Source organism: Blattabacterium sp. (Blattella germanica) str. Bge (assembly GCF_000022605.2).
Lineage (GTDB): Bacteria > Bacteroidota > Bacteroidia > Flavobacteriales > Blattabacteriaceae > Blattabacterium.
Genome location: NC_013454.1, coordinates 132,880 through 150,682, shown reverse-complemented (window position 1 = coordinate 150,682; position 17,803 = coordinate 132,880). Strand labels below are relative to the sequence as shown.

Annotated in this window: 17 protein-coding genes and 1 tRNA gene; 12 read left to right on the top strand and 6 right to left on the bottom strand. The window is 25.6% G+C overall.

What is annotated here, in order from left to right; genetic code table 11:
* Positions 1-5: 5 nt before the first annotated feature.
* Positions 6-1,052, top strand: coding sequence for an acyl-CoA reductase (locus BLBBGE_RS00715; RefSeq protein ID WP_012840689.1), 1,047 nt, complete (start codon positions 6-8; stop codon positions 1,050-1,052).
* Here the strand turns inward: BLBBGE_RS00715 and ribD are convergent.
* The 4 genes from ribD to BLBBGE_RS00695 all read right to left on the bottom strand — a co-directional run bounded on the left by ribD (position 1,046) and on the right by BLBBGE_RS00695 (position 3,183).
* Positions 1,046-2,077, bottom strand: coding sequence for a bifunctional diaminohydroxyphosphoribosylaminopyrimidine deaminase/5-amino-6-(5-phosphoribosylamino)uracil reductase RibD (gene ribD, locus BLBBGE_RS00710; RefSeq protein WP_012840688.1), 1,032 nt, complete (start codon positions 2,075-2,077; stop codon positions 1,046-1,048). The two genes, BLBBGE_RS00715 and ribD, sit on opposite strands and share 7 nt — an antisense overlap.
* Positions 2,077-2,838, bottom strand: coding sequence for a shikimate dehydrogenase (locus BLBBGE_RS00705; RefSeq protein WP_012840687.1), 762 nt, complete (start codon positions 2,836-2,838; stop codon positions 2,077-2,079). The genes ribD and BLBBGE_RS00705 overlap by 1 nt, the downstream gene beginning before the upstream one ends.
* 43 nt (positions 2,839-2,881) lie before the next feature.
* Entirely contained in the window at positions 2,882-3,079 is a 198-nt protein-coding gene (rpsU, locus tag BLBBGE_RS00700; RefSeq protein WP_041936675.1) for a 30S ribosomal protein S21, read from the bottom strand.
* A gap of 29 nt (positions 3,080-3,108) precedes the next feature.
* A tRNA-Val gene (locus tag BLBBGE_RS00695) sits at positions 3,109-3,183 on the bottom strand.
* Positions 3,184-3,245: 62 nt separating this feature from the next.
* Between BLBBGE_RS00695 and BLBBGE_RS00690 the strand changes: the two genes are divergently transcribed.
* From BLBBGE_RS00690 to BLBBGE_RS00660, 7 genes are all read left to right on the top strand, one after another.
* Positions 3,246-5,306 carry an ATP-dependent DNA helicase RecG gene (locus BLBBGE_RS00690; protein WP_012840685.1) on the top strand — a complete coding sequence of 687 codons (2,061 nt, stop codon included), beginning with the start codon at positions 3,246-3,248 and terminating at the stop codon, positions 5,304-5,306.
* A 12-nt stretch (positions 5,307-5,318) separates the two neighbouring features.
* A complete protein-coding gene (locus tag BLBBGE_RS00685; protein ID WP_012840684.1) occupies positions 5,319-7,448 on the top strand; it encodes a UvrD-helicase domain-containing protein in 2,130 nt (709 codons plus the stop codon).
* A 16-nt stretch (positions 7,449-7,464) separates the two neighbouring features.
* Positions 7,465-8,460 carry a cation diffusion facilitator family transporter gene (locus BLBBGE_RS00680; protein WP_012840683.1) on the top strand — a complete coding sequence of 332 codons (996 nt, stop codon included), beginning with the start codon at positions 7,465-7,467 and terminating at the stop codon, positions 8,458-8,460.
* Positions 8,461-8,498: 38 nt separating this feature from the next.
* Positions 8,499-9,107 (top strand): DUF4290 domain-containing protein, encoded by a 609-nt coding sequence (locus tag BLBBGE_RS00675; protein WP_012840682.1) that lies wholly within the window; start codon positions 8,499-8,501, stop codon positions 9,105-9,107.
* Complete coding sequence (murA, locus tag BLBBGE_RS00670) at positions 9,108-10,424, top strand: UDP-N-acetylglucosamine 1-carboxyvinyltransferase (protein ID WP_012840681.1); 1,317 nt, start codon at positions 9,108-9,110, stop codon at positions 10,422-10,424.
* A gap of 359 nt (positions 10,425-10,783) precedes the next feature.
* The gene (gene greA / locus BLBBGE_RS00665; RefSeq protein ID WP_012840680.1) at positions 10,784-11,266 is read left to right on the top strand and encodes a transcription elongation factor GreA; all 483 of its coding nucleotides are present in this window, start codon (positions 10,784-10,786) and stop codon (positions 11,264-11,266) included.
* Positions 11,259-11,678, top strand: coding sequence for an HIT family protein (locus BLBBGE_RS00660; protein ID WP_012840679.1), 420 nt, complete (start codon positions 11,259-11,261; stop codon positions 11,676-11,678). The genes greA and BLBBGE_RS00660 overlap by 8 nt, the downstream gene beginning before the upstream one ends.
* Here the strand turns inward: BLBBGE_RS00660 and BLBBGE_RS00655 are convergent.
* Positions 11,672-12,448 (bottom strand): type III pantothenate kinase, encoded by a 777-nt coding sequence (locus BLBBGE_RS00655; protein WP_012840678.1) that lies wholly within the window; start codon positions 12,446-12,448, stop codon positions 11,672-11,674. The genes BLBBGE_RS00660 and BLBBGE_RS00655 overlap by 7 nt on opposite strands.
* A gap of 108 nt (positions 12,449-12,556) precedes the next feature.
* Here BLBBGE_RS00655 and BLBBGE_RS00650 point away from each other — a divergent pair, with 108 nt between their 5' ends.
* Together BLBBGE_RS00650 and BLBBGE_RS00645 are read left to right on the top strand one after the other, a co-directional pair.
* Positions 12,557-13,369 (top strand): alpha/beta fold hydrolase, encoded by an 813-nt coding sequence (locus tag BLBBGE_RS00650; protein ID WP_226989462.1) that lies wholly within the window; start codon positions 12,557-12,559, stop codon positions 13,367-13,369.
* Positions 13,370-13,374: 5 nt separating this feature from the next.
* On the top strand, positions 13,375-13,971 hold the full coding sequence (locus tag BLBBGE_RS00645; protein WP_012840676.1) for a 5-formyltetrahydrofolate cyclo-ligase: 597 nt from the start codon (positions 13,375-13,377) through the stop codon (positions 13,969-13,971).
* Here BLBBGE_RS00645 and rseP read toward each other — a convergent pair.
* Entirely contained in the window at positions 13,952-15,289 is a 1,338-nt protein-coding gene (rseP, locus tag BLBBGE_RS00640; RefSeq protein ID WP_041936674.1) for an RIP metalloprotease RseP, read from the bottom strand. The genes BLBBGE_RS00645 and rseP overlap by 20 nt on opposite strands.
* 114 nt (positions 15,290-15,403) lie before the next feature.
* On the opposite strand from rseP, the gene BLBBGE_RS00635 reads away from it, so the two are divergent.
* Positions 15,404-15,640 (top strand): FeoA family protein, encoded by a 237-nt coding sequence (locus BLBBGE_RS00635; protein WP_012840674.1) that lies wholly within the window; start codon positions 15,404-15,406, stop codon positions 15,638-15,640.
* Positions 15,625-17,682: a ferrous iron transport protein B gene (gene feoB / locus BLBBGE_RS00630; protein WP_012840673.1), complete on the top strand. Its 2,058-nt coding sequence runs from the start codon at positions 15,625-15,627 to the stop codon at positions 17,680-17,682. Before BLBBGE_RS00635 ends, feoB begins: the two co-directional genes overlap by 16 nt.
* Positions 17,683-17,803: the final 121 nt, after the last annotated feature.

Sequence of the window (17,803 nt, the reverse complement as noted above, 5' to 3'; positions counted from 1 at the left end):
AAAAAATGATTCAAACTTTTGATAAATTAGGCCATTTTTTAAGAGAATTTAAGAAATTTTATGCACATAGTAAATATATTTCTCAACGTTTTAAAATGTTATTTTTTGATTTACGAAAAATTATTCAAAAAATCACTCTCAAAAATAGTTGGTTTAGAGTAGAAGATTTATTGATAACCATTCATCAATGGGGAATGATTCTTAAAGAAGAAAAATTGGAATCTTGGATTCATCAATATTCTTTGAATAAAAACAGAAAATCAAAAAAAGTTCTTGTCATTATGCCCGGAAATATTCCAATGGTGGGATTTCATGATTTTTTATGTGTCCTATTATCAGGACATAACATAATTATTAAATTATCTGAAGAAGACAATTTATTAATTCCTTTTTTATGCAAAATCATAATACATATAAAACCAATATTGAAACATAACATAAAATTTACACAAAATATTTTTCATGAAAAATTCGATTCTGTTATAGCTAGTGGAAACAATAACACAGCTCGTTATTTTGAGTATTACTTTAGAAACTATCCTATTCTACTCAGAAAAAGAAAAACTTCTATTGCTGTATTACAAGGAAATGAAAAAGAAAAAGAATTGATTGATTTAAACAAAGATATACTTACTTATTCTGGAAGAGGCTGTAGAAATGTGGGAAAAATTTTTATGCCTTATAATTATAATATTCATTCGATTTTAGATAAATCGTTTGTATCTGAATATGTAACAAAAAATTACAAGTATATAGACAATTATAAATACTGTCTTTCAATTTATACTATGAATAAAATATCTATTCAAAAAAATCATTTTCTTATTTTCAAAGAAGAAAAAGACTATTATAGTCCAATATCTGTAGTTTATTATGAATTTTATGATGATTTGAATCAATTGAAAAAAATCATTATGAAAAACAATCAACATATACAATGTATCGTATCAAAAAATTTTTTAAAAGAAGAAATTATTTTTGGAAAAACACAATATCCAGAACTAGAAGATTATGCTGACGGCATTGACACAATTCAATTTTTGAATCAATAAAAAATTTTTTTTATAAAAAGTAGATCGCTTCCAATATTCATTTTTTTGAATACCTCTCCACCTATTCTAGGTGCTTTAAGACCTTTTTTCAATGTAACATCACATACAAAAATCCTACATTCATCCCATACATTTTCTTTTATAAAACTTTCCAAAGTCTTTTTTCCCCCTTCTACTATCAAAGATAGTATGTTTTTTTTATATAAAAAATTTAATATATGATTGATTATTTTTCCCTCAAAAGAAATTTGAATATACTCTATATTTTTTTGATTTTCTTTTTTTTTCTCTGTAAAAACAATAGTTTTTTGTGTTCCATCTAAAATAAAATGAGAATCAGATATCTTTAATTTTTTATCAATAAAGATTCTAATAGGATTGGATCCAAACCATTCTCTAACATTTAATTTTGGGTTATCATTTAATACAGTCTTTCTTCCTACTAAAATACTATCTTCTTCAGCCCTCCATTTATGATTCAATTGTCTAGCATATGTACCACTAATCCAAATGTTTTTTTTATTTTCAGAACCTATAAATCCATCGTGACTTTGAGCCCATTTTAAAATAATATAAGGACGATTTTTTTCATGAAAAGTAAAAAAACGTTTGTTTAAAAAACGACATTTATTCTTTAAAACATTTTCTATGACTTCTATTCCATATTCTTTAAGTTTTTGTATTCCTAATCCTTTAACTTTATCATGAGGATCCTGTATTCCTACCACTATTCTTGGGATATGATTTTTGATTATCAAATCAACACAAGGAGAGGTTTCCCCAAAATGAACACATGGTTCTAATGTAACATAAAGGGTTGAATCCAAAAATAAGGATTTATTTTTGATTCTGTTGATAGCAATTGCTTCTGCATGATCCATTCCCTTTTTATAATGCCATCCTTCTGATATGATAAATCCATTCCTTTCTATAACACAACCAACCATAGGATTAGGAGACGTCATCCCCAATCCGTTTTTAGCCAACTGAATAGCTCTACTCATGAAAGTTTCTTTATCTTTCATTAATCAGAATTCCATATTTTCCAAGATTCTTCTGCTTGAAGATACAACATTTCCAATCCATTTTTAATTAATGCTCCTTTTTTTTCTGCTTCTTTTAAGAATAAACTTTTATTTGGATTATAAACTAAATCATAAAAATAATGTTCTGAAGAAATATATTGATAAGGCAAAGAAGGACATAAATTAACATTGGGAAATGTTCCTAAAGGAGTACAATTTATAATAATTTTATATTGTTTTAGCAAATTTTCGTTTATATCTTCATAAACTAAAAATCCTTTTTTTTTAGTTCTAGAAACATATTGATATGGAATCTGTAATTTGTTTAAGACAAATGAAATCGTTTTGGATACTCCTCCTGTTCCTAAAATTAATGCTTTTAAATTTTTTACAAAAGGTAATCTTTTGAGATCCTTTTTAAAGGAAAACTCAAAACCGACAATATCTGTATTGTATCCAATCCTATCTACACCATTTTTATCTATTTTTACTACATTCACAGACCCTATAGTTTCTGCTTCTGGAACAATTTTAGTTAAAAAAGGGATAATACTCGTTTTATAAGGAATTGTCACGTTACATCCTTTCAGACAAGGATCCTGAAATATTAATGAGACATCCTTTATATTTGGAATATCAAAAATTTTGTAATCTGTATGAAGAATGGATTCCCTTTTAAATTTTTCTAAAAAAAATTTTCTTGAAAAAGAATAGTTGATCCCTTTCCCAATCAATCCAAAAAGAAATTTGTAATTGTTCATAAGTTTTTTTTTGGAATATAGAATATAGAAAGAAAAACAAAACTTATTCTTCTTTCTTGAGTTTCATGCGTTCTCTATACTTTGCTCTTAATATTTCATTTCTTCTTCCTTCAGAAGGTTTTATATATTGTTGTTTTTCTCTAAATTCTTTGAGAACACGAGTTTTATCAAATTTTTTTTTACACTTTTTTAAAGCTTTATCAATAGATTCTCCTTCTCTAACTGTAGTAATTAAAATCATAAATAACTTGAAACAATAATTCATTTTTGTGGACATTATCGGATTTGAACCGACGACCTCTACTCTGTCAAAGTAGCGCTCTAAACCAACTGAGCTAAATGTCCTTTTAAATCAACAAAATTAAGTATTTTTTAAAAATATAACGGATCATAATCTATTTTAAAATATGTCCTGCAATATTTTTCAAAAATCTATAGAACATTTAAAAGGATTAAGTTTAAAAAAAGCTCATTTATTTCATACGGAATTAAAACTTCACACATACGAGGATTTATTATTTTTTTATCCGAAAGGATATATTCATTTACCTATATTAAAAAATATATCAGAATTATCAAAGAATAATAATAATAATTTTGTGAAAATATTGGGAGAAATAACGAATATAGAGGAAATCAATTATAAAAAAGGAAAAATATGGATTGCCCGTTTAGAAGATAAAACAGGTTTTATTGAATTGGTATGGTTTCAGAAAACCAATTTTTTAAAAAATGTCAAAAAAAACATCACAATTATAGTTTCCGGAAAAGTTAAATGTTTTCAAAAAAAAATTCAGATGATTCATCCGAATATACAATATTCGGAAAAAAATTATTCTATATACCCAGTTTATTCTATTCCCAGAAATTTGAAGAAAAAAGGAATTAACAATTCTTTCATGATTAACTTATTAAAAAATTTGATAGAAGAATCAAAAAATGATATAGAAGAATTTTTTTTTCAAGAGTTTCTTGAAAAAAAATTAAATGTCAAGAAAAAAAGCTTTGATTCAAATTCATTTTCCAGAATCTTTAAACAGCTTATTTCAAGCACGATATTCTTTAAAATTGAAGAGTTATTTTTGCTAAAATTATTCTTTTTATCGAAAAGAAAAACAGCATCCAGTCGTCCGTTTCCAAAACTAGGGAAAAATTTTCATAATTTTTATAAATATTTTTTGCCTTTCACTCTAACAGAAGGACAAAAAAAAGTACTGAAGGAAATATGGAATGATTTGAAAAAACCTATTCAAATGAATAGATTATTACAAGGGGAAGTAGGATGTGGGAAAACTATAATAGCCATATTATCCATGCTCATTGCTTTAGATAATGGATTTCAATCCTGTTTAATGGCTCCTACTGAAGTTTTGGCTATACAACATTATTCTTCCATAAAAGAAATGTTTTCAAAAATTGGAATTAAAATAGCTTTATTAACAAGTTCTACTTCTGATTCTATACGTAAATGTCTCTATCATGAAATATTTACAGGAAAAATTTCCATTTTAATAGGAACACATGCTTTAATTCAAGAAAAAGTTCAATTTAAAAATTTAGGATTAGCAATTATAGATGAAGAACAACGTTTTGGAGTGGAACAAAGAGCAAAAATTTGGAAAAAAGAAGATAAATTTCCTCATATTTTGATTATGACAGCAACACCTATTCCTAGGACTTTAGCGAAGATCATTTATCATGATTTAAACATTTCCATTATCAAAGAGTTACCTTTAGGAAGAAAACCTGTTAAAACTATCCATTTTTGGAATCAAAACAGAGATAAAGCTTTTGAAATAATAAAAAATCAAATTTCAAAAGGAAGACAAGTATATATTATATACCCCACTATCAACACTTCTTTGAAAAAGAAAAATATGAATTTAACAAAAGGATATCAAGAAATCAAAGAAAAATTTAAAAATTTGGAAAATAAAATTGGAATTTTGCATGGAGAAATGAATTTTCAAGAAAAAAATATACAAATGAGCCGATTTTTACGTGGTGAAACTAAAATTCTTATAGCTACTACAGTTATAGAAGTAGGAGTCAATGTTCCCAATGCCTCTGTTATCTTAATAGAAAATGCAGATTTTTTTGGATTATCCCAATTGCATCAATTAAGAGGAAGAGTTGGAAGAGGAATTCATCAAAGTTATTGTATTCTCATTACTGATCAAAAAATAAGTATAGAAGGTTTTTTTCGAATCAAAAAAATGTGTGAAACAAATGAAGGTTTAGAAATAGCTAAAGAAGATCTAAAATTGCGTGGAGGAGGAGATTTAATCGGAACTCAACAAAGTGGAAAAAATTACTTACGTATCGTAAATCTTATAAAAGATTATAAATTGATAAAAGATGTTTTTCCAATTGCTAAAAATTTTTTTATAAAAAATCCTGATTTTTTGAAAAACACAAAAAACATTTTTTATAAAAATTATAAAATGAATGAAAAATTCAAAAAATAATAAGATTGGTTTATGTCTTTGAATAGTTCTCAACGGAAAATTATAGAAACTATCAATGGCCCTATCCTTGTTCTTGCCGGAGCAGGTTCTGGAAAAACTCGTGTTATTACATATCGTATCGTTCATATGATTCAAAACATAGGAATAAATCCTTCTAATATTTTAGCTCTAACTTTTACTAAGAAAGCAGCTAAAGAAATGAAACATAGAATCTCTAATATGATAGATCAAAAAAAATTGAACCAAATAACATTGGGAACTTTTCATTCTATATTTTCTATTCTTTTGAGAAAAGAATCTCATTTATTGGGATACAAATCAAATTATACTATCTATGATCAGAGAGATTCAGAAAATGTAATCAAAAAAATATTAGAAGATATTAATTTAGATATTTCTTTATCTACTAAAGAAATCAGGAGAATAATATCTGAATACAAAAATAATTTATATATCAACAAAAAAAATAACAAACAATCAGAGTGTTTAATAAAAATTTACAAATCTTACATAAAACGATGTTTACAAGCAGAAGCATTAGATTTCGATGATATTTTGCTACATACCAATCATTTATTTTCTCATTTTCCAAATGTTCTTCGAAAATATCAAAATAAATTTAAATACATATTAATTGACGAATATCAAGATACCAATTTATCTCAAAATACAATCATAAAAAGTTTAGCTTTTCAGCATAAAAATCTTTTTGTAGTAGGAGATGATGCTCAAAGTATTTATGCTTTTCGTGGTGCTAAGATTTCTAATATTTTAAATTTTCATATTGATTATAAAAATGCTAAAGTTTTTCGTCTAGAGCAAAACTATCGTTCTACGCATCACATAGTTCAAGCTTCTAATAATATCATTTCTTTTAACAAAAATCAAATTTTAAAAAAAATATGGACAAACAATGAAAAAGGAGAAAAAGTTAAAATATATAGTGCTTCTTCCGAAAAAGAAGAAGCACTATATGTAGCTTCTTCTATTTTTTCAATAATAAAAAAAACAAAATATCATTATAAAGACTTCGCTATTCTTTATAGAGCGAACATGCAATCCAATATTATAGAATATGCACTGAAAGAAAAAAATATACCTTATAAAATTTATGGATCCATTTCATTTGAAAAACGTAAAGAAATCAGAGATTTATTGGCTTATTTAAGAATCATTGTTAATTCAAATGATGAAGAATCTTTATTACGTATTCTTAAAAAAGGAAATAAAAAAACCATCAAATCTATATTAGACTTATCTAAAAAAATAAGAATAACAGTTTACGAAATAATAAAAAATATAGAAAATTATCAACATTTATTGATCCTAAATCAGAAAACAAAAAATAAACTTAAAAACCTAATTTCTACAATAGAGAAATTTCGTAAAAATACAGAAAAAAAAGATGCTTTTGCAATAGCAAAAGAGATTGTGAATTTCTTATTAAAAGAAGATCCAAAAAATTATAAAAATGAAAATTTCCAATATATACTTAATAATATATTTTGTTACGTCAGTGAACAAAAAAAATTAAAAGATAATGGAGAGATTAGTTTATCTGGGTTTTTACAATATTTTTACTTGGAAATTGATGAAGATATGAACCACGATGAAAATGAAGAAAATAAAGTTTCATTAATGACGGTTCATTTATCCAAAGGATTAGAATTTTCTATTGTTTTTATTATAGGATTAGAAGAAAATTTATTTCCTTCCAAATCCAGTTTAGACAATCAGTTCAAAATAGAAGAAGAACGTCGTTTATTCTATGTAGCTTTAACAAGAGCCCAAAAAAAAGCTGTGCTTACTTATGCAAGATCTAGATTTTTATGGGGAGAAAGAAAAATGACTCTTCCTAGTCGTTTTATTAATGAACTGAATAAAAATTTCATTGATAGAGAAAATCAAAATTCTATATCTTCTCTTTCAGAAAAAAAAGAAATAAATTCTCTAGTGAATAATAAAAATAAACATTATGAAAATTTCAAAGCAGGAGTAAAAGTTTTTCACAAAAATTTTGGAACAGGTATAATTTTAGACTTACAAAATGAAAATAAAATAGCGAGAATTAAATTTATAAAATCAGGAGAAAAAAAAATACTACTCAAATTTGCATTAGATAAGCTTATTATTGATTCATAACGACATTGCATAGATTATGGATGATTCAAAAAAAATTCAACTAAATTTTAATTTACAGAAAATTATTTGTTTTGTAGCTATTGTTTTCTTTTTGATTAAGTTGATTACTTGGTATATTACTTCTTCTCTTTCCATATTTAGTGATGCCATGGAAAGTTTAATCAATATAATTAGTGGATTTATTGGATTATGGAGTCTTTATATTTCCTCTTTACCTAAAGATCAAAATCATCCATATGGCCATGGTAAAATAGAATTTATATCAACTGCGATAGAGGGTCTTTTAATTTTTATTGTAGGAATAACTATTTTTATAAACACTTTTATACGTGTTAAACATCATATGCATGGAGTTATTTTATCTAGATTGGATTATGGAATTATTTTAATGTCTTTTACTGGTGTTATTAACTATTTTTTAGGATTCTTAGCATGTAAAATAGGACATAAAAATGGAGCTTTGACATTGGTTGCTAGTGGGAAACATCTTCAAATTGATACTTATTCTACTTTTGGAATTGTTGTAGGACTAATTTTATTAAATATTACAAAATGTATATGGATAGATCCTATTATTTCCATTATTTTTTCATCCGTAATTTTGTATACGGGATTAAAATTATTAAGAAATGCTGCAGCTGGAATTATGGATGAATCCGATAAAAAACTTTTGAAAAAGTTATCTTTCTATCTAAATGAAAAGAGGGATGATCATTGGATCGATCTTCATCATTTAAAAGTTATTAAATACGGAAGTGCCTTACATGTAGATTGTCATCTAACCGTTCCATGGTTCTTTAATATAAAAGAAGCAAATCAAGAAGTCAATAAATTGACTCAATTAACTAAAAACGAATTTGGATCTAAAGTAGAATTATCTGTTCATCTTGAAGCTTGTTCCAAGAATCATTGCATGTTTTGTTTGAACCATTCATGCGAAGTAAGACAAAATTTTTTCCAAAAAAAAATTCTTTGGACTTTAAATAAAACATCATATTATAAGCAAGACTAAATCTTATTCTTAGATCTTTAAATAAATATAAAAGCAATATGGAATATAACACTAATCGTTTCAAATTGGTGATCCCGGAATATGGTAGAAACATTCATAAAATGATAGACTATGCAATCCAAATCAAAAATAGAAAAGAAAGAAATCGTTGTGCATGGGGGATTATAAAGTTAATGACAGATTCTACTCATCCTAGGTTCAATAAATCAATTCCTTACTTTCAACATAAATTGTGGAATCAATTGTTTATAATGTCTAATTATCAATTAGATATTGATCCTCCTTTTCCTAAACCAAGTCCAGAAAAAATAAAGGTTTTCTCTTACAAAAGAGTAGTATATCCTGAATATTTAACTAATTTTAGGTATTATGGAAAAATAGTTAGGAACATGATCCATGTAGCAATACATTGTAAAAATAGACAAAAAAAAGAAGGATTATTTTATGCAATAGCTAATACAATGAAAAAAAATTACTTAAGATGGAATAAAAATGTAGTAAAAGATGATATAATATTTAAAGATTTAAAAGAACTTTCGAAAGGAAAAATATGTTTAATGAATACAGATCCATTGCTACAATGTTCTCATATTTTAAAATCTAAAAGAAAAAAAGCATTAAAAAGACAAAAAGAAAAAGTTATATAAATGGGAACTTTTAAAATCAAAGGAGGATTCCCTTTAAAAGGAGAAATAAAACCGCAAGGAGCTAAAAATGAATCTTTGCAGGTTTTATGTGCTGTATTATTAACTCCAGATAAGTTAAGAATCCAAAATATTCCAGAAATAGGGGATGTTAAGTGTTTAATGCAAATACTTCAAGATTTAGGAGTTGAAATCAATAAAAATGACATTGGAGATTATACTTTTCAAGCAAAAAACATCAATATTGAATATTTAAACACAAAAAGATTTCGTGAATATGGGAAATCAATTAGAGGATCCATTCTGATAGCAGGCCCTTTATTAGCTAGATTCGGTCAAGTTTGTATTCCTATACCTGGAGGAGATAGGATAGGAAGACGACGTTTAGATACTCATTTAACAGGATTAAAATCATTAGGAAGTCATATATATTATCATCATGAATACAAATACTTTCACTTACATACAAATAATAAAAATTTAAACGGAAATTATATTTTAATGGAAGAAGCTTCTGTGACTGGAACTGCTAATATTATAATGGCTGCGACTTTAGCTAAAGGGGAAACTATTATTTATAACGCTGCTTGTGAACCCTATATTCAACAACTATGCAAATTGTTAAACAAAATGGGAGCTAAAATAACAGGAATAGGATCGAATTTAATTAATATAATCGGGGTGAAAGAACTGGTAGGAAATTGCACTCATACTATATTACCTGATATGGTAGAAATAGGAAGTTGGATCGGGTTAGCTGCTATTACTTGTTCTGAAATACGAATTAAAAATGTTAGTTGGAAAAACTTAGGCATCATTCCAAATACATTCCAAAAAATGGGAGTTAAATTGGAAAAAAAGAAAGATGACATTTATATTCCATCACAAAAATCTTATCAAATTAAAAAATTATTAAATAATGCGATATTAACAATATCTGATTCTCCATGGCCAGGATTAACTCCAGATTTATTAAGTATTTTGACTGTAGTAGCTACTCAAGCTGAAGGAAGTGTTTTAATTCATCAAAAAATGTTCGAAAGTAGATTATTTTTCGTAGATAAACTTATTGAAATGGGAGCACAAATTATACTATGTGATCCTCATAGAGCGACTGTTATTGGATTAAATCATCAATCTCATTTACGAGGTGCTATATTAAACTCTCCAGATATCAGAGCAGGTATATCTCTTCTTATCGCTGCACTTTCTGCTAAAGGAACTAGTATCATTAAAAACATAGAACAAATAGATAGAGGATATGAAAATATAGATCAAAGATTACGCATTTTGGGTGCACAAATTTCAAGAATGGAATAGAAAATGTTTTTTTTATTTCTAATTTATTGTAGAATCGATCATGCATTTATCTCTTTTTTTTATGGAATATTTTTTTATAGGATAAAGAGAATATGCAAATCTATATTTGCAATTTTAATGAAAAAAATAAAATGAAACAATAAGAAAAAAATGAAACAAAAACACAAAAATTCGTAATTTTATAACATAAAAATATAAATATTCAACGATAAAAATCAATGTTATTACAATAACAATAAAATGTTGTATTTTTTTATGCGTAAAAAAATTTTTTGTTCACAAAATCACATAACTTTATGTGATATATCATAAATAAAAATAAATGAAAAAAATACGGAGAAAAATAATAATGAAAAATTATGGAAAAATTTGAATATATAACTAAAGAAGGATTAAAAAAATTGCAAAAAGAAATAGAACGACTAGAGAATATAGAACGTCCAAAAATATCTATGCAAATTGCAGAAGCGAGGGATAAAGGAGATCTTTCAGAAAATGCCGAGTATGATGCAATAAAAGAAGCGCAAGGATTTTTGGAAATGAATATAGCTAAGTTAAAAAAAAAACTATCTAACGCACGTATTATAGACGGAACACAAATAAATAGAACAAGAGTTTCTATTCTTTCTACAGTAAGAGTAAAGAACTTAACTTATGGTGGAGAACAAATATATACTTTAGTTCCAGAAGGAGAAGCTGATCTAAAATCAGGAAAAATATCCATCAATACTCCTATATCTACAGGATTACTTGGAAAACAAGTAGGACAAATTGCTCACATAAAACTCCCTAATAAAATGATACTTGATTATGAAATTTTAGAAATAGCATTTAGTGAATAATAACAATATTTTTCAGAAAATAATTCATCAGGAAATTTCTGCTTACAAAGTAGCAGAAAATTCTGATCATTTAGCTTTTTTAGACATTAATCCTATTAAAATAGGACATACATTAGTCATTCCCAAAAAAAACAATAGAGATAAAATTTTTTCTCTTTCTGAAAAAGAATTTATCTCTATTATGTATTTCACTAGAAAAGTAGCAATAGGCATAGAAAAAATCATTCCTTGCAATCGTGTAGGTATATTTGTTATGGGATTTGAAATTCCTCATGTACACATTCACCTCATTCCTATGGATAAAGAAAGCGATGGAAATTTTTCCAAAAAAAGAATGATTTTATCTGAAAAAAAATTTCAAATTTTGTCCGAAAAAATAAAAAAATCTATTGAAATAGAATTTCATCAATGATTCCAATGGAATAAAATTTTTAAACCTTTTATCGTATGCAATTTATCTTTAAGATGAATTTTTTTTGTTAAAGGTGTATATATATGGGAAAGCCCTCCAGTTGCGATCACAAAACAATTAGTTTTCAATTCTTTATTGACTTTATCAATCAATCCTTCTACCATACTTAAGTATCCATAAATAATTCCACTTTGAATACATGTTTCTGTATGCTGTCCTAATATACTAGGAGGTTTTTTTAATTCTATTTGTGATAATTGGGCAGTGTTTCCAATTAATGCTGTTAAAGAACTATTTACTCCCGGAGCAATAATAACACCTTTAAGTTTTCCATATTTATCGATACAAGTCAAACTCAATGCAGTTCCAAAATCTACTACCAAAGTAGTATTTTGATTATTATATAATGTATATGCAGCTATAGCATTAGCGTATAAATCTGTACCTAATTGATGAGAATAATGTTTTATAGGAGAAACTGAATCTCTATCTACTATTATAGGTTTAATTTTATGGATTTCATATAAAGATTGTTCTACAATGTTTGTAAGTGGAGGAACAACTGATCCAATTACAATATTTTGTATTAATTGAGAGAAAATCCCATACTGTTGATATATATTCCTAAACAATAAAATATATTCATCTAATGACCTATGCGGATTACTGTTAATAATCCATGAGCAATTACATTTTAAATTATAATTATTATTATTATGAAATAGTCCAAAACGAATACTAGAATTCCCAATATTTATTGTTAATAACATGATTCATTTCATTTTTGAATAATAAAAACGTATTTTGAATCAAATCAAACAATTGTTTTTTCACAATTAAAAATTTTAATTTATAAAAGTATTGCATTTAATTTTCATATGAATATGGAGAATATCTACAAAAAAACAAATTTTAAGATAGAAGGAAAAGGAGTTCCAATCGTATTATTACATGGTTTTATGGAAAGTTTACAAATATGGAATTATATATTTTCCGAAATTTCTAATAAATATAGAGTTCTATCAATTGACTTACCAGGTCATGGTAAAAGTTTTTCTATGTTAAATCATGAGACCATTTTTACTATGGAAAAAGCTGCAGAAATTGTAAAAACAATTGTGGAAAAAGAAAATATAAAAAAAGCAGTTTTTGTTGGTCATTCTATGGGAGGTTATATTGCTTTAGCTTTAGCAGAAAAATATCCAGATATTTTTTTAGGATTATGTTTACTTCATTCTACAGCAGAATCAGATTCCGATGATAAAAAAAAAAGCAGAATGCAATCTATACAACTAGCAATCAACAATTATCCTCTTCTTGTAGATACTAGTATGATTAAATTATTTAATCCTAATAAATTCTCTTCTTTGCAAGAAGAAATTTTTTTTGTGAAAAAAATAGCTTTATCCACTTCTGTAAATAGTGTCATTTCCTTTTTAAAAGGAATGTCCATTCGAAATGATAAAAGGTTTTTGTTAAAAACAACTAAATTTCCGAAATTATATATAATTGGTTTATACGATTTAATTCTTGATGCAAACAAAATTCGTGCAGAAGCTAAAAATGGGAATCAAACTGATTTTATTGAAATTCCTACAGGTCATATGGGCCATATAGAAAAACCTAATGAAGTAACAAAAATATTAGAAAATTTTGTAGATGATGTAATTCTCAAAAACTATTGCAGCTGACAATAATGAATAAAAAAAAATTACGTAAAAAATATTTTTGTTACAGACAATCTTTATCTCAAAAAGAGGTATTTGATAAAAGCTATGAAATTTTTTTTCAGATGAAAAAAATATTTTTTATTTGGGGAAGAAAATATTATCATATTTTTTTACCTATACGAAAATATAAAGAAGTGGATACATTTATCCTCGTAAATTTCTTATTAAAAAGAGGAAAATATATAACTATACCATGTTCTAATTTTAATCGGATTTCTATAGAAAATTGTTTTTTTGATAAAAACGTTTTATTGAAAAAAAACAATTATGGAATTTTGGAACCTGTTCCTAGACACAAATATGTAGTTTCACCTTATTTTATTGAAATAATATTTATTCCATTATTAATATTTGATTTAAGAGGTTATCGCATTGGTTATGGAAAAGGATTTTATGACAGATTTATTCCTTTATGTAAAAAAAATGTTATTAAAATAGGTTTGAGTTTTTTTTCTCCTATCAAGAAGATTATAGATATTCATGAGAACGATCTCTCAATAGATATAGGAATTACTCCCGATCATATTTTTTTTTTTGAAAACATCAAGAAAAAAATACTTTAAAAATATCCCAAATAATAATAAAAACCATAATTAAACTAATTATTATAAATCCAAAGACAGTACAACGTTCAAGAATTTCTTCATTCATTTTCTTTTTTGTGATCATTTCTATTAAAATAAATAATATATAACCTCCATCTAATGATGGAATAGGAAATAAATTCAAAAAAGCTAACCAAATGGACAAAGTAGCAGTTAAAGTCCAAAAAACATACCAGTTCCATTTAGAAGGAAATTCTCTAGCCATAGAAAAAAAACTTCCTATTTGTTTATAAGCTTTAGTTTCTATATGAAAAACATTTTTTAAAAAAAATATTTGATTTTTTAAAACATCTAAAGATTTTCTAATTCCATGAGGAATGCTCTCAAAAAAAGAATAGTTTATTTTTTCAAATAAAAAAATTTGATCCAAATCCACAAAATCTTTTAAGTAAATACCCAATATTTCTTTTGAATCTATAAAAATTTCCTTTTGAAGAAATTTTCCGTCTCTATTAATCGAGATGACTATATTCTCATTTTTATATTTTGATAACAAATCCTTTAATTGATCAGAAAAAAGAATGAATTCTGAATTAATAGCTAATATCTCATCATTATTTTTTAAACCATATTTTTCCGCTTTTGAATTTTTGACTACATAATTTATAATAGGAGGAACACGGGGTTTAATAAAAAAACTGATTTCTTTTCTATCAAAAAAAAATCTTTTTTTATTGTTATTAAGTGACAATTTTATAATTTTACCCATACGATCTACAGTCACAGAATTTCCCAGAAGGATTGCTTTAGGAATATCATTGAAATATGGAATATATTTATCATTTACAAATAAAATTTTGTCTCCATTTTGAAATCCTATTTTTTCTCCTAAAGAATCAACCTCTATACCGTATTTAACATTCTTTGTGGGAAGATATGTTTCTCCATATTTGAATAATAAACAGGAAAAAATAAAAATCGATAATAATATATTGAAAAGAATACCACCAGAAATAATTAATAATCTTTTAATTGCTGACTTTGAACGAAATTCCCAATTTTTTTCAATCTTTTTCTCTTTTGAAGAAACGTTTTTTTCATCTGTCATCATTCCAGATATCTTTACGTATCCACCTAAAGGTAACCAGCCTATTCCATAAATCGTGTGTCCTATCTTTTTTTTAAAAAGAGAAAACCAAGGATCAAAAAATAAAAAAAACTTTTCTACTCTTACTTTAAATATTTGAGCCAAAATAAAATGACCTAATTCATGAATAACAATTAATATAGAAATGCTAAGCAGCAATTGTATAGATCTAACCAAAATGGATATCATTTCCAAAACTTAAAAAAAATAAGCAGAGATAAATTTAAACCTTTATTTCATTTTTTTTCATTACTAAAAATTTATTTTCTATTTTTCTTTATTAAACATAAAAATATAAAAATTTTGAATTTATCTAATCTTAAAAAAGGAGAAAAAGGAATTATCAAGGGATATAAAAACGAAGATTTCCCTATCAAATTGTTAGAATTAGGTATTTTACCTGGAGTCGAATTCGAAATACTTTTTGTTTCTATTTTTTATGATCCACTATGCATAAGTTATAATCAATCTTGTTTAGCTTTACGTAGAAAAGAAGCCGAAAACATTATAATAGAACCTATTCAATGCAAAGAGGAATAATTAAATTAGCAGTTATTGGAAATCCAAATGTAGGAAAAACTTCTTTGTTCAATCAATTAACTGGACTGAATCAAAAAGTGGGGAATTATTTAGGAGTCACAGTAGACAAAAAAATAGGATATTTTTATTATGAAAATGTATCTTATAAAATTATAGATCTTCCTGGAACTTATAGCATATATCCTTCGTCTGAAGATGAAGAAGTAGTTAGCGAACTACTTAATAATATGGATGATTTGGATCATCCTGATAAAATTATGGTAGTGGCAGATTCTTCGAATCTAAAAAAAAGTCTTCTTTTATTTAGACAAGTGCAAGATTTAGGATTTCCTGTTTTATTTATATTGAACATGTTGGATGAAGCAAAAAAGAAGGGAATATCCATTAATATAGAAAAACTAAAAAAATTTCTTGTAACAGAAATCGTCTTAATCAATGCAAGAAAAGGAATAGGATTGGAAAAAGTTAAAAAAGAAATAAAAAATTTAGATAAAAAAACAAAAAAATTTGATTTTTTCAATCCAGGATTACGTTATTTTAACGCTATTAATGATGTAAAAAATAGTTACAAAGTAACTACTTATAAAGCTTGGTATTATTTAGCTTATAATGGAAAATTTTTGAAAGAAAAAGAAGACTTAAATAACATAAAAAAGAAACACAATATTGTATCCAAAAGATTACAAATAAAGGAAACATTAAATAGATATGAAGAAATAGGAAAAGTTTTTTCCGAAACAGTTTCCGAATTCGTTTCAGACAAAGAAAAAAATTATTTAGAATTTTCTAAGAAAATAGATAACAATTTAATTGTTCATCCTTTTTGGGGTTATTTTATTTTTTTTCTTTTTTTTTATTTTTTCTATTTTTCAGTGTGTTTTTTTCTGGTCAGAAATTCCCAAAGAATTTATAGAATTTTTTTTTCTTTTATTCAAAAAAAACTAGAAACTATTTATCCAGGTCCTTTAAATAATTTTTTATTACAAGGAATTTTTCCTGGAATTAGTACTATTATCTCTTTTATTCCACAAATTTTTATACTACTATTTTTTCTACTTCTTATGGAAGAAAGTGGTTATATAAGCAGAGTTATTTTTTTAATGGATAGAATCATGCGTCCTTTTGGATTAAATGGAAAAAGTGTAGTTCCTCTGATTTCTAGTATAGCTTGCGCTATTCCAGCTATCATGTCAGCTAGACATATTGAAAATCCAAGAGATCGTTTAATTACTATTTTAGCTACCCCTTTCATGACCTGTTCTGCAAGATTACCTGTTTACACTTTAATTATATCTTTAATCATACCGAATGACAGATGGTATTTCATTCAATTAAGAGGGATCGCTCTCATGGCTATGTATCTACTAGGAATCCTATCTGCGTTCAGTGTATCAATGATTTTACACAAATTTTTGAAAAAGAATTATCAAAGTCACCTGATTATGGAAATTCCCACTTATAAATTTCCTATATTCAGAAACATATTTATTACTTTATGGATCAATCTTAAATCATTTATTCTCAATGCAGGAAAAATGATTTTATTAATTAATATATTAATTTGGGTTTTAGGAACTTTTGGTCCTTCAGAAAATTTTTCATCTAAAAACTCAAGCATATTGAAATATATGCAAAAAAAAGAATTATCTCATTCATATTTAGGAATAATCGGAAAACAAATAGAACCTGTTATTCATCCATTAGGATATGATTGGAAAATTGGAATAGGATTACTTTCATCTCTTGTAGCGAGAGAAGTTTTTGTGAGCACTATGGCTTCTGTATATAAAATAGAAGAAAAAGGAAATTTTTTAAAAGAAAAAATGAAAAAAGAAGTGTTCCCCATCACAAAAAAACCTATTTATAATTTAGCTACAGGAATTTCTTTACTATTTTTTTATGCATTTTCTATGCAGTGTATGAGTACATTGTCTATAATCAAAAAAGAAACAAAATCTTGGAAATGGCCCATTATACAATTTGTTTTTATGACTTTACTAGCTTATATAGCTTCATTTTTAACATATCAAATTTTAAAATAAAATGTATCAATATCTAATAATAGGGATATTTTTTTTGTGTTCCATTATTTTTTTAATCAAAAAATTTATTAACTTTTTTTCAGACGAAAAAAAAATTTGCAAAAAAAAATGCAATTGCAAA

Excerpts from the sequence above, each read along its gene's own strand:
- BLBBGE_RS00715 (WP_012840689.1), top strand. The coding sequence starts at position 6 with ATGATTCAAACTTTTGATAAATTAGGCCATTTTTTAAGAGAATTTAAG.
- ribD (WP_012840688.1), bottom strand. The coding sequence starts at position 2,077 with ATGAAAGATAAAGAAACTTTCATGAGTAGAGCTATTCAGTTGGCTAAA.
- BLBBGE_RS00705 (WP_012840687.1), bottom strand. The coding sequence starts at position 2,838 with ATGAACAATTACAAATTTCTTTTTGGATTGATTGGGAAAGGGATCAAC.
- rpsU (WP_041936675.1), bottom strand. The coding sequence starts at position 3,079 with ATGATTTTAATTACTACAGTTAGAGAAGGAGAATCTATTGATAAAGCT.
- BLBBGE_RS00690 (WP_012840685.1), top strand. The coding sequence starts at position 3,246 with ATGTCCTGCAATATTTTTCAAAAATCTATAGAACATTTAAAAGGATTA.
- BLBBGE_RS00685 (WP_012840684.1), top strand. The coding sequence starts at position 5,319 with ATGTCTTTGAATAGTTCTCAACGGAAAATTATAGAAACTATCAATGGC.
- BLBBGE_RS00680 (WP_012840683.1), top strand. The coding sequence starts at position 7,465 with ATGGATGATTCAAAAAAAATTCAACTAAATTTTAATTTACAGAAAATT.
- BLBBGE_RS00675 (WP_012840682.1), top strand. The coding sequence starts at position 8,499 with ATGGAATATAACACTAATCGTTTCAAATTGGTGATCCCGGAATATGGT.
- murA (WP_012840681.1), top strand. The coding sequence starts at position 9,108 with ATGGGAACTTTTAAAATCAAAGGAGGATTCCCTTTAAAAGGAGAAATA.
- greA (WP_012840680.1), top strand. The coding sequence starts at position 10,784 with ATGGAAAAATTTGAATATATAACTAAAGAAGGATTAAAAAAATTGCAA.
- BLBBGE_RS00655 (WP_012840678.1), bottom strand. The coding sequence starts at position 12,448 with ATGTTATTAACAATAAATATTGGGAATTCTAGTATTCGTTTTGGACTA.
- BLBBGE_RS00650 (WP_226989462.1), top strand. The coding sequence starts at position 12,557 with ATGAATATGGAGAATATCTACAAAAAAACAAATTTTAAGATAGAAGGA.
- BLBBGE_RS00645 (WP_012840676.1), top strand. The coding sequence starts at position 13,375 with ATGAATAAAAAAAAATTACGTAAAAAATATTTTTGTTACAGACAATCT.
- rseP (WP_041936674.1), bottom strand. The coding sequence starts at position 15,289 with ATGATATCCATTTTGGTTAGATCTATACAATTGCTGCTTAGCATTTCT.
- feoB (WP_012840673.1), top strand. The coding sequence starts at position 15,625 with ATGCAAAGAGGAATAATTAAATTAGCAGTTATTGGAAATCCAAATGTA.